The 12,125-nt window shown below is 66.5% G+C and carries 8 protein-coding genes; 4 read left to right on the forward strand and 4 right to left on the reverse strand.

Translation table 11 applies throughout. The features are described 5' to 3' along the window. Positions 1 to 9 precede the first annotated feature (9 nt). The gene (locus ACQ4W0_RS10670; protein ID WP_436576705.1) at positions 10 to 717 is read right to left on the reverse strand and encodes a transglutaminase-like domain-containing protein; all 708 of its coding nucleotides are present in this window, start codon (positions 715 to 717) and stop codon (positions 10 to 12) included. A gap of 169 nt (positions 718 to 886) precedes the next feature. On the opposite strand from ACQ4W0_RS10670, the gene ACQ4W0_RS10675 reads away from it, so the two are divergent. The 3 genes from ACQ4W0_RS10675 to ACQ4W0_RS10685 are packed head-to-tail and all read left to right on the forward strand — an operon-like array spanning position 887 to position 6,128. Continuing rightward, positions 887 to 1,474, forward strand: a complete 588-nt coding sequence (locus ACQ4W0_RS10675) for a DUF2760 domain-containing protein (RefSeq protein ID WP_436576706.1) — start codon at positions 887 to 889, stop codon at positions 1,472 to 1,474. Continuing rightward, the gene (locus ACQ4W0_RS10680; RefSeq protein WP_436576707.1) at positions 1,471 to 3,342 is read left to right on the forward strand and encodes an Hsp70 family protein; all 1,872 of its coding nucleotides are present in this window, start codon (positions 1,471 to 1,473) and stop codon (positions 3,340 to 3,342) included. Before ACQ4W0_RS10675 ends, ACQ4W0_RS10680 begins: the two co-directional genes overlap by 4 nt. A gap of 2 nt (positions 3,343 to 3,344) precedes the next feature. After that, a complete protein-coding gene (locus tag ACQ4W0_RS10685; RefSeq protein WP_436576708.1) occupies positions 3,345 to 6,128 on the forward strand; it encodes an Hsp70 family protein in 2,784 nt (927 codons plus the stop codon). Positions 6,129 to 6,158: 30 nt separating this feature from the next. Here ACQ4W0_RS10685 and ACQ4W0_RS10690 read toward each other — a convergent pair whose 3' ends face one another. The 3 genes from ACQ4W0_RS10690 to ACQ4W0_RS10700 form a co-directional block, all read right to left on the reverse strand. Continuing rightward, a complete protein-coding gene (locus ACQ4W0_RS10690) occupies positions 6,159 to 7,727 on the reverse strand; it encodes a CHASE2 domain-containing protein (protein WP_436576709.1) in 1,569 nt (522 codons plus the stop codon). A gap of 93 nt (positions 7,728 to 7,820) precedes the next feature. Further along, the gene (locus ACQ4W0_RS10695) at positions 7,821 to 9,161 is read right to left on the reverse strand and encodes a serine hydrolase domain-containing protein (RefSeq protein WP_436576710.1); all 1,341 of its coding nucleotides are present in this window, start codon (positions 9,159 to 9,161) and stop codon (positions 7,821 to 7,823) included. A 28-nt stretch (positions 9,162 to 9,189) separates the two neighbouring features. Next, on the reverse strand, positions 9,190 to 10,686 hold the full coding sequence (locus ACQ4W0_RS10700; protein WP_436576711.1) for an alginate export family protein: 1,497 nt from the start codon (positions 10,684 to 10,686) through the stop codon (positions 9,190 to 9,192). Between the two features lie 230 nt (positions 10,687 to 10,916). On the opposite strand from ACQ4W0_RS10700, the gene ACQ4W0_RS10705 reads away from it, so the two are divergent. Beyond that, the gene (locus tag ACQ4W0_RS10705) at positions 10,917 to 12,059 is read left to right on the forward strand and encodes a helix-turn-helix domain-containing protein (protein ID WP_436576712.1); all 1,143 of its coding nucleotides are present in this window, start codon (positions 10,917 to 10,919) and stop codon (positions 12,057 to 12,059) included. Positions 12,060 to 12,125: the final 66 nt, after the last annotated feature.

Raw genomic sequence — 12,125 nt, forward strand, 5'->3', positions numbered from 1 at the left:
TTCTTCGAGTTATTTGTGCCGCGGCAGCAATTCAATATCGGGCAGATGCGCCGCCACTTCCTGCACGGTCGCATAGCCGGTCAGCGCAGCCACCACCTGCGGCAGCGGTGCCGGCCAGATTTCCGGTAAATCGCGTTCCTCGGGCGCCAGCACGGGAAAGGCCAGCTGCTCCTGCGGCGGCGTGAAGGCGGCAGCGACGCCGGGCTTGTTGCCGCGCGCATCAATGCGATACCAGCCAAACTCTTGCAGGTACACGGCGTTCAAGCCATGCAGGCAAAACGGCGGCCCCGCTTCGCCCACGGCCAGGCGTTGGTAGCACAGGCCGGCAGGAATGCCATTGGCGCGCAGCAGCGCGGCCAGCAAATGGCTCTTCGCATAGCAATAGCCGGTGCCATGCTGCAAGACATCGGACGCGCGGCAGGTGACGGGATTGCGCTGGTAGTCCCAGCTGTGGGCGATCTCGTCGCGCACGAAGGCAAAGCAGCGGGCCGCGATGGCGGCGTCGCCCACCGCGCCTGCCGCCAGCTCGGCCGCCCTGGCACGCACGGCCGGATGGTCGCTGTCTATGTAGATGCTGCTGGCTAGATATATGGAAAAGTCGGGGGGAAAATCGGTGGACATGGCATCAAGGTCATGCAAAAAGATAATGCGCGATTCTAGTCGAAACAGGTCGAAATCGAGCGTTTCCTTGCGCAGGAACAAAGAAAATGCACGCATCAGGTCGGCTGAACGGGGGGCGGCGGCTTTGGCAGCGGCGCCGTAGCTGGTATCATGCGGGCAAACGCAGCCAGCCATATTGGCGCGGCACATGCACTACCATGCGAAGCGGCCCCGCCCTCCAGCGCGCCGCCGACGCCACCCTACAGATCAGAGAAACGAGTTCCCTATGAGCACACCATCGTCCCACCCATCGTTCTGGCGCCGCGTCCCGCTGGCTTTCGGCGCCTTCTTCAGCACCCTGTCGGACGCCGCCTATGCGGCCCGCGTGGAAAAACTGTCCCTGCCCGAGGCTGCGCCTGTCGCGCCGGCCGCTCCTGCCCCGGCGCCCGCCCCCGTGCCGACGCCGGCCGCCGCCCCCGTCATATTAAAAGTAGCCACGCCGGACGCCGCCCTGCAACTACTTGCCTTACTGCAACGCGAAGCGCGATTGATCGACTTTACCCAGGAAAACCTGGGCAGCCATGCCGATGCCGACATTGGCGCGGCCGCCCGCGTCGTGCATGAAGGCTGCGCCAAGGTCATGCGCGAATACTTCACCATCGAGGCCGTGCGCCAGGAAGCCGAGGGCAGCCGCATCGTGCTGCAGGAAGGTTTTGACAGCGCCCAGGTCCGCCTGACGGGCAACGTCGTCGGTTCGGCGCCGTTTACGGGCACCCTCAGCCACCGCGGCTGGCGCGCCTCCAGCGTGCGCCTGCCGAAACTGAGCGAACAGCACGACGCCACCATCCTGGCCCCGGCCGAGGTGGAACTGTGAGCGATACCGTCAACCCTACCCCGCGCTACGCCATCGGCATCGACCTGGGCACCACCCACAGCGCCCTGTCGTATGTGAACCTGGTCGAGAGCGACGGCGAAAAGTCCAGCCACGGCGTGCTGAAAGTGCCGCAGCTGTCGGCGCCGGGCACCGTCGAAGATCTTTCACTGCTGCCATCGTTCGTCTACCTGCCGCACGCCGACGAAGTGACGGCGGGCGACCTGGCCCTGCCCTGGGTCACCGAGGAAGCGGAAGCGCCATTCGTCGTCGGCGAAATGGCCCGCAGCCGTGGCGCCACCACGCCCATCCGCTTGGTCTCCAGCGCGAAAAGCTGGCTGTGCCACCCGGGCGTGGACCGCCGCGCGGCCATCCTGCCGAACGACGCGCCGGCGGAAGTGGCGCGCATTTCGCCCATCACGGCCGCCACGCGCTACCTGACGCACTTGCGCCAGGCCTGGGACAACGCCCACCCGCAAGCGCCATTCGCGCAGCAAGAAATCACCGTCACCATTCCCGCCTCGTTCGATCCGGCCGCACGCGAGCTGACGATGGAAGCGGCGCAGGCGGCCGGCTACACTTCGCTCACCCTGCTGGAAGAGCCGCAAGCGGCCCTGTACAGCTGGATACAGACCAGCGAAGGACGCTGGCGCAAGGAAGTCAAGCCGGGAGACATCATCCTGGTGGTCGACGTGGGCGGCGGCACCAGCGACTTTTCGCTGATCGCCGTGCTCGAACGCGACGGCGTGCTGGAACCGCACCGCGTGGCAGTCGGTGAACACATCCTGCTCGGTGGCGACAATATGGACCTGGCCCTGGCCCACCTGGTGGCACGCAAGCTGGCTGCCAACGGCACCCAGCTCGATGCCTGGCAAATGCGCGCGCTCACTTATGGCTGCCGCAGCGCCAAGGAAAGCCTGCTGGCCGACAGCGGCCTCGATGTGGCACCGATCGTCGTGCCGAGCCGCGGCTCGAAACTGATCGGCGGCTCCATCCGCACGGAACTGACGCGCGCAGAGGTCTCCACCTTCATCCTCGATGGCTTCTTCCCGCAGGTGGAAGCGTCGAGCCGCCCCGCCGTGCGCACGCGCGCCGGCCTGACGCAACTGGGCTTGCCGTATGCGCAGGACGCAGCCATCACGCGCCACCTGGCCGCCTTCCTGGGCCGGCAAGTGGCGGCGACAAGCGAACTGGAAGGCTTTGCGGGCCGCCAGGCGGATGGCGCCAGCTTTTTGCACCCGACGGCCGTGCTGTTCAACGGCGGCGTCTTCAAGTCGGACTTGCTGGTACAGCGCATCATGGCCACCGTCAACGACTGGCTGTACATGGAAGGCGCGGAACCGGCGCGCATGCTGGCCGGGGCCGACCTGGACCTGGCCGTGGCCCGTGGCGCCGCCTACTACAGCTACGTGCGGCGCGGCCATGGCGTGCGCATCCGCGGCGGCACGGCCAGCGCCTTCTATGTCGCCATCGAGTCGGCCATGCCCGCCATCCCCGGCATGGAACCGCCGATCCAGGCCCTGTGCGTGGCGCCGTTCGGCATGGAAGAAGGCAGCGAACTGGAACTGCCAGGCCAGCAATTCGGCCTCGTGGTGGGCGAGCCCGTGCACTTCCGCTTCTTCGCCTCGTCCACCCGCCGCAACGACCAGATCGGCGATTTGCTCGATTTCTGGGGCCCCGATGAATTGCAGGAGCTGAGCGAAATCCAGGCGACGCTGTCCGCCGAAGGCCGGTCGGCTGGCGACGTGGTGCAAGTGAAACTGCACGCTCGCGTCACGGAAGCGGGCACCCTGGAGCTGCTGGCCGTTTCCCCTGACGGCGCCGAGCGCTGGAAAGTGGAATTCGACGTGCGCGGCACGCCGCAGCAATAAGCATGCGCAGCGCGAAGGTGCAGCCGGCCTGGCTGGTCGGCATCGACCTGGGCACCACCAATACGGTGGTGGCATATGCGGCGGCTGGCGATGCGCAGGCAGAAATAAACCTGTTCGGCATCGAGCAGCTGCTCGCTCCCGGCGAAGTGGGCGCACGCCCCCTGCTGCCGTCCTTGCGCTACCACCCTGCCCCCGGCGAACTGGCGGCGGGCGACTTGCCGCTGCCATGGCCACAAGTCGAGGCGGCGGGCGAGGAAGCACCAGTGCTGGGCGCTCTGGCACGCCAGCTCGGCGCGCAGGTACCGGGCCGCCTCGTGTCCAGCGCGAAGAGCTGGCTGTCGCATGCGAACGTGGACCGCCAGGCGCCCATCCTGCCCTGGGGCGCAGAAGCCGACGTGGCCAAGGTGTCGCCTGTGGCGGCCAGCGCCAGCTACCTCGCCTATGTACGCGCCGCGTGGAATCACCGCTTTCCCGACGCGCCCCTGGAAGCCCAGGAACTGGTGCTGACCATCCCCGCCTCGTTCGACGAGGGTGCGCGCGCACTCACCCTGGAAGCTGCGCGCATGGCGGGCTTGCCCACGCTACGATTGGTGGAAGAGCCGCAGGCCGCCTTTTATGATTTTCTGCAGCGCCGGCGTGAAACGCTGCGCCTTGACCTTGTGCAAACGCGGCGCATTTTAGTGTGCGACGTGGGCGGCGGCACCACCGATTTCAGCCTGATCGACGTCGCCTTCGATGAGGATGGCGAACCGCAGCTCACGCGCAGCAGCGTGGGCAACCATTTGATACTCGGCGGCGACAATATGGACCTGGCGCTGGCCCACCTGGTGGAAACGCGCATGGCGGCGGGAGTGGAAGGCGGCATGAAGCTATCGGCCGCGCGACTGTCGCAGCTGATGGAGCGCTGCCGCGCGGCCAAGGAATTGCTGCTTTCCAGCGACGCACCCGATAGCGCCACCGTCACCCTGCTGGGCGCCGGCTCGCGCCTGATAGGCGCCAGCCGTTCCGCCGACATCACGCGCGAGGACGTGGCGGCCATGGTAGTCGACGGCTTCTTCCCGAAAGTGGAACCCAGCGAGGTGGCCAGGAAAGGCCGCGCCGGCATCGTCGAATTCGGCCTGCCGTATGCGCAGGACGCGGCCATCACGCGCCACCTGGCCAGTTTCCTGCAGCAGCATCAAGGCGCACTGCCAGATACGCTACTGCTGAACGGCGGCGTGTTCCGCGCCGACGCGCTGGCGCGCCGCCTGGCCGAGACGCTCGCCCACTGGCGCGGCGCGCCCCTCACCATCTTGCACAACGATAATCCCGACGTGGCCGTGGCGCGCGGTGCCGTCGCCTACGCGCTGGCCCGCCGCGGCCAGGCACCGCGCATCGGCGGCGGCTCGCCGCGCAGCTATTTTCTCGTGCTGGGCGAGGCGGGCAAGGAGCGCCGCGCCGTCTGCATCCTGCCCCGTGGCAGCGCCAGCGACGAAGAAATCCGCCTGACGGAGCGCCTGTTCGCCCTGCGCCTGGGCCGGCCCGTGCGCTTCCACCTGGCCACTTCCCTCGCCGAAACGGGCACGCCGCCCAAGCTGGGCGACATCGTCGACCTGGACGCCGGCGAGTATCTGCGCCTGCCGCCGCTGGCCAGCGTGCTGCACGATAAACACGATGCCAGTGACAAGCGCGAAATCACCGTGCAACTGGCCACCGTGATGACGGAAGTAGGCACCCTGGAAGTGCATTGCGTGGCCGAAGCCGATGCCAGCGACCGCTGGCTGCTGGAATTCCAGTTGCGCGCTGATAAGGAAGAGCAAGGCGATGGCGAGGCTCAAGCCGTTTCGCCACGCATCAAGGAAGCGATCGAGAAGATCGAGCGCATCTTCGGCGGCAAGGCGCAAAAGGTCGACACCAAGGAAGTGCGCCAGCTGCGCCAGCACCTGGAACGGGGGTTGGGTGGACGCGAAAGCTGGGAGACGCCGCTGCTGCGCCAGCTGTTCGACGCCTTGCTACAACGCGCGCGTGGCAGGCGCCGCTCCGCCGAGCATGAGCGGGTCTGGCTGAACCTGGCCGGCTACTGTTTGCGGCCCGGCTACGGCGACGCGCTCGACCCGTGGCGTATCGAACAGCTATGGGCCCTGTTCGACACGGGCATCCAGCATCACAAGGACAACCAGGTGTGCGCCGAATGGTGGACCCTGTGGCGCAGGGTCGCCGGCGGCTTGAGTACACAGCAGCAACTGCGCCTGCTGGACGACTTTGCCTTCAACCTGCAAGCCGATGCGGCGCAGCGCGGCAGCCGCCCCGTCACCCTGGTCGACGGCAGCGACGACGACATGCTGCGCCTGGGCGCCTCGCTGGAGCGCATCCCCGGCGCCTACAAGGCGGAAGTGGGTGCCTGGCTGATCAAGCGTCTGCGGAAGGCTGATAAAAAGGGCGAAGCGGCGGATACGAACACCCTGTGGGCGTTGGCCAGGGTCGGCGCGCGCCAGCCCTTCCACGGCAGCGCACACGATGTGGTCGACAGCGCCACCGTGTCCGACTGGCTGCAGGTGCTGCTGGCGCTGGACTGGAAAAAGACCGAGCCGGCCGCCTTTGCCGCCGCCCACCTGGCGCGCATGACAGGTGACCGCTCGCGCGACATCGCCGACGATTTGCGCGCCACCATCCTCGCCCGCCTGAAAGCCGTCGGCGCCCCGTCCCTGTGGCAGGCGATGGTCAGCGAAGTGACGCAGCTGGACGAAGCAGTTACCCGGCGCATGCTGGGCGAGGCGCTGCCGCCGGGGTTGAAGCTGATCGGCTGATCGGCTTCCAGCGCAGCATGTCCTCCAGCCCTACACCAGCGCCACCACCAGCAGCAGCACCGCCAGCGGCGCCTGGACCAGCACGATGCCGGGATGCGTGCGGCGCAGCTGGGCCCAGACGGACAGGCCCGGCACTTCCTCGTGCGGATGGTGGGCTTCGTCGCGCAGCGACATCGCGTGCAGGAACATGCCGGCGATCAGGGGGCCGGGGTTGACCCACCAGCCCTGCTCGAGCAAGCCGCGCGACAGGTAGATGGCCAGCGCGCCGATGGCAAACGGCGAGGCCCACACCAGCACCAGCATCAAGCGGATGCCATAGAATTCCGCCAGGGTGCCCAGGCGGTGCAGGCGGCTGAAATCATGGTCTTCCATGCGCCGGTCGATAGCCAGTTCGGCCCGGCCGTACAGGGTCCACAGGCCGCCGAACAGGCAGCCCAGCAGCACGCCGATGACGATATCGGCCACGAACACCGCATATTTGTTGACGTCAGCCGTGCCGATGCCCAGCGAAGTGTGGGCGGCCGCGTGCAGGTGCAAGCTGGCCTGCTCGCCTTCGGCCGTCGTATAGCGGTCGCGCACGTCATAAGTGCTGCCGATATACACGACGTTCTTGCGCAGTGCGTCGGCCGCCACGCCGGCCCGGCCATCGATCAGTTTGACGCGCGTGCGCGTGGGGTTCAGGAATTGCGGCGCCACGGCAGCCGGGTGAAACGGCGCGGTGACGGCGTTCTGCTCCGCCGCATCCTTCGCCTCGCCGTGGATCACGGGTTCGAACGCCCAGCGCGCCAATTCCTTTTCGCTGCCCGTGCGACTGGCCAGCTGGCACACGCGGCCGGCCAACGCCAGCACTTCCTTTTGCTGGGACAAGGCGGCCGGCATGGGCTGCTTCTGCTCCTGCTCGTCGGCGCCATGCGCCAGTTCGAAAGCCACGGCCGCCAGCACAGGGCTTTTCAGCTCGATGCGCGTGACAGCGCCCATGCGTTCGCGGATCTGCGGGCTGGCGAAGTGGATGCCGGCCGCGCAGCGCGCGCGTATCCACGGCAGGTTCGCGTTCCGATCCGATTGTTCGGGCAGGATCAGCACCAGTTGCCGGCCATTCGCGGCCAGCTGGTCGAGCAGGCGGTCCAGCGGCCGCTCGCCCGCCTTGTGCTGTTCATACACGGCCGGCGCCAGATCGAGGTCGATTGCCAGCACCTTGCTGCCGCGCGCGGCAGCGCTGGCGATCAATTGCTCCAGGCGTGAACGCTCCAGCGGTTCGCGCTCGTCGAAGACCTGTTCGAACGCGGGCTGGTCGATTTCGATGATACCGGGCCGGTAGGCGGCGCCCGGGTCCTTGTCCCGCTTCAGCAGTTGTTCCTGTGCCGCGCTGGCGCGCAGCATGGCCGCATCGAGCCATTCGAGCGCATGAAAACCTTCCAGCACCAGCATCAGCGCGGCGATCAGGCTGGCGCCGATCACGTGGTGCAGCAGATGCGTGCCCGTCAGCTTGAAGGCAGAGCCTAGCTGGGCGAGCGGCCACAGCAGGCGCCGCCAGAGCGGCGGGTACGGTTGTTCCGGCTGGCTGGTTTCCACGGTGCGTTCCCCTTGCGTGCGACGCATGAGTTATCACTCAAGCAACGGCGATGACAAAAGGACAGTGTATTGCAGTTGTGCCCGTTTCGCCGCACGGCTGGCACGGGCCAGCCCGGCAGCCTACTTCGGCTTGGCCAGCAGCAGCTTGCCCAGCGCTTCGAAGGCTGGCGTGGTGGTCGGATCGTTCGCCGCATTGGCCGCCGTCGGCGTCGAAGCAAAACGCACGATCACCATTTCCGCCTTCGGATCGACATAGATGCGCTGGCCGTACACGCCGCGCGCCATGTAGGCGCCATGGTCGTTATGCGTGACCCACCACATATCGCGGTAGCTCCAGCCCTTGAGCAAATCGTAGCCGCCCTTGGCGAACAGCTGCTTGTCGCCGCCGCGGCGGATATCGTCGACAGCCGCCTTGGGCAAAATCTGCTGGCCGTTGTAGCGGCCATCGTTGCGCAGCATTTCGCCGAAGCGGGCCAGGTCGCGCAAGCCCGCATTCAAGCCGCCGCCGGCAAACGGCGTGCCGGTCGAATCGACCGTCATGTAGGCATCCTGCTCGGCGCCCAGCTTCTGCCAGATATGCTCGGACAGATACTCGTTGACGTTCTGCCCCGTGACGCGGGCGATGATCCAGCCCAGCACGTCGGAGTTGACCGTGCGGTAGCCGAACGCCTCGCCATGCCTGCCTTCGTGCTGCACCGTTTGCAGGTACTCGAAATAGCTGCGCGGCCCCGTGTAATCCTTCGGCTTGGGCAGCGGGCTGCCGGCCGCCGCGTGCTGCCACACTTCCGCTTTCGGGTCCGCGTAATCTTCGCTGAATTTCAGGCCGGTGGTCATGTCGAGCACCTGGCGCACTGTGGCGTCGCCAAAGGCAGATTTGGCCAGTTCCGGCACATACTCGGCCACTTTCTTGTCCGGATCGAGCTTGCCCTCGGCCACCAGGGCCGCGCCGATGGTGCCCATCACGGACTTCGTCACGGACATGGCGCCATGCTGGCCGCTTTCCTTCAACACGCCAAGGTAGCGCTCATACACGATGCGGCCACGGTGCAGCACCACGATGCCGTCCGTGTAGTTGGCGCCCAGCGACTGCTCCCAGGTCATCGCGTCCTTCGCGCCCAGGGGCGTGAAGCGCAGGCTGTCGATATCCTTGCGCAGCGCGCGCGGCAACGGCACGGGCGCGCTCAAACCACGCGACACCGCCACCGTCGGCATCAGCTGGCGGAAGTGCGACACGCTCCAGCGCAACTGCGGGAAATTGAAATAACTGCCATCGTCGAAGCGGATGATTTTATCGGCCGGCGGCGGCGCGCCCACCATCCATTGCAAAGCAGCCGGATCGCTGGCGGCGGCTGACAGCGGCGTGACAGCCGCCTTGGCCGTCTCGGCCGCGTGGGCGCCGGCGGCCAGCGCCAGGCAGGCAGCGGCCACGGCCAGGCGTTTCATGCTGGGAAAATCGTTCATGCGATGCTCTCCTTGATAAACAGAATACTTAATAAACCCATACCACATTGGCCAGCCATCCCGTCCAGGTCCTGGCCTGCCCGTTCACCAGCTGGTTGACGCCGGACTGCGCGAACGAGGCGCTGAAACCCAGGGTCAGGTAGGTATTCGGGTTCACCACGCGCACGTACTTGACGAAGACATCGTTCGACAGCATCGGGCGCAGCACGCCGGCGATCACCACGGGCGCGTCGCCCGGCACGTCGAGGCGCGTGGCCTGGCCGAACTGCAGCGGGCTGCCCATCTGGTTGGCCCGCACCTGGGCCAGGTAGGCGGTCACGGTATCTTTCGGCGTCGGGTGCAGCTCGATGGTGGCCTGCAGCGCGTTCACGTTGGCATTGACGAAAACCCAGGTCGCCTTGCTGCCTGAAGCCCAGGCGCCCGGCGTGCCTTCGAAGAACAGCGGGTCAAAGCGCTCGTTGCGCGCCGTGTGCGGATCGTCACCTGAAAAACTCTGGTAGCCGAGTGTGAACTTCGGCGTCCACGCCACGTCGGGCAGCGAAAAGCCCCCTTCCGTGCGCCAGCCCCAGGCCCGCATCGGCTCGCGCGTATTCCATTCACGCGCCGCATCGACGCCGAACCAGCCTTTCGGCAGCACGGAGGGCAATACGGGAACGCGCGCGTAGCCATACACGAATTGCAAATCCTTGCGGCCATCGGGCACGGCCAGCGGCGCGCCGATGCCGCCTGGAGCCGCCTGCGGATACGCGGCATGCGAACGGGGTACCTTGCCATACGCGATGCCGGCCTTGCGGTCGTTCGCGGGTGCGTAGCTGACGTCAACGCCCACCACGCGCGTGCCCGAATCGTTGTCGGGGTTTTCATTCGTGTCGAGATAAAACGCCTGGGCGCTGAACGCATCCTGGCTTATTTTGGCCACCACGGAATTCTGGAAGGCCTTGCGCGGCCCCAGTTTCAGCGCGCCACGGTCAAAGCCGTTCGAGCCGCCATTGGCGATCAACATGCCGGTGCCCAGCGTGAAATTCTGCGCGCCGGCCGACAGGTCGAGCATGGCGCCCGTACCGCCGATCGGCATGCGGATGCCGGCGACGAATTCCTCGATCGAGATGCGCCCCGTATCGCCCGCGCCGAAAGGATCGTGGCGCAAGGTGCCAGAGCCGACGGCGGACACGCGCGCATACAGCTGCCTGCCATCGCCCAGATTGCGCTTGAAGCCAAGCGCCGGCTTGACATAGAACTCGTACCAGTAGGGATTGAATTCGAAGTCGGGATTGCGCACCGGTGTATTTGACAGCTTCCAGAACAGATTGCTCTCGCCGGCCACCTGCACGCCCGCTTCCACTGAACGCGTCATTTGCCAGCTGGCGACTATGGCCGGTTCGACGGCAGCGCGCCGGGCCACTTCCTTCTCTAGGCTGCCCTGACCATCGGGATCGAGCTGGCCGGCGGCGCCGCAGGCGGCGCTCCAGCCCAGCAAGGCCATGATGAGTGAACGGCGCACCAGGAACATCGCTTGCATTGCCATAGATATCCCTTGCGCTAGCTGACTGTATGCTAGCTGACTGTATATTTGAGCGAATGTTATCAGAGATGCTCTTTTTTATTGTTGTAAAGCATCCTATTGTGCGTGCGGCCGTGGTGAGACGTACGTCTCACGACAAGCCCATGCTGCATTGCGACATGCATGTGCCTGCGCTTCGTGCTACAAACGGAAAGACCATCAAAACACCAGCAACCGAGACACCGGAGAGCGCCATGCCCTACGTCCGCCAGACCAGCCATATCGACCGCGTGCGCGACCTGATCGCCGGCCGTATCGTCAACCCAGGCGCCGACACGGCCAGGCTGGCGTCGTCGTACCGGCGCTCGCTGGACGACTACCGGCTCGATCCCGCCTCCACCACGGGGCCGCGCATCCTGACTGGCGCCGAACTGCGCGCCATCCAGCAGTCCGAAGAAAATTTTCTGCGCTCCACGGGCCAGTGCCTGCCGCGCCTTCATGCCATGGTGCGCGAAGCAGGCTACTGCGTCATCCTCGCCAATGCGCGCGGCGTGACCATCGATTACGCGGTCGACACGGACCAGCGCAAGGATTTCAAGAAGGCGGGCCTGTATCCGGGTTCGTGCTGGTCGGAAGAGGAGGAAGGCACCTGCGGCATCGCCTCCGTGCTGCTGGACCACGAAGCCATCACCGTGCACAAGACCGACCATTTTCGCGCCGCGTTCACGGGCCTCACGTGCAGCGCCGCGCCCATTTTTTCGCCGCACGGCGATTTGATCGGCGTGCTCGATGCGTCGGCACTGAGCTCGCCCGACGCGCGCGACAGCCAGCGCCTGGTCAGGCAGCTGGTGCGCCAGGGCGCGACCCTGATCGAGGACGGCTTTTTTCTCAAGTCCTACAGCCATTGCTGCATCCTGCTGGCGCACCGCAACCGCCACTTCGTGGAAGTGCAGCCGGAGATGCTGCTGGCCATCGACGAGCATGGCAACATCGTCGCCGCCAACCGCTGCGCGCGCGACGTCATCGGGGGACTCGACACTCTGCCGCGCCCCGTCGCCGAGGTGCTGGAAGTGCGCGCCGAACGGCTGTTCGACGCGCGCACGGGACACAATCTGCTGTCCCTGCGCCTGGCCGGCGGCAGTACCTGGCTGCACGCCCGCGTGCGCGCGCCGCTGCGCCAGGCCAGCGCGCGCCCGCGCGCCACACGCGAGGCGCCCGTCGCGCAAGACGCGGTGGCCTACACGCCGCCGGAGCTGGCCGAACGCACGCGCATCGTGCAAGCCATGAACGCCGCCAAATGGCGCCCGCTAGGGGCGGCTGCCATGCTGGGCATCTCGCGCGCCACGCTGTACCGGCGCCTCAAGCAGCTGAACATTGTGGCGCCGCACCGCCAGTAGCCGATCCGAAAAGCTGAGATTTCCGTCTCAAATTCAGCCATGCTGCGCTGCAGGATGCGGGGCCAG

The organism is Janthinobacterium breve (assembly GCF_051380895.1).
GTDB lineage: Bacteria > Pseudomonadota > Gammaproteobacteria > Burkholderiales > Burkholderiaceae_D > Janthinobacterium.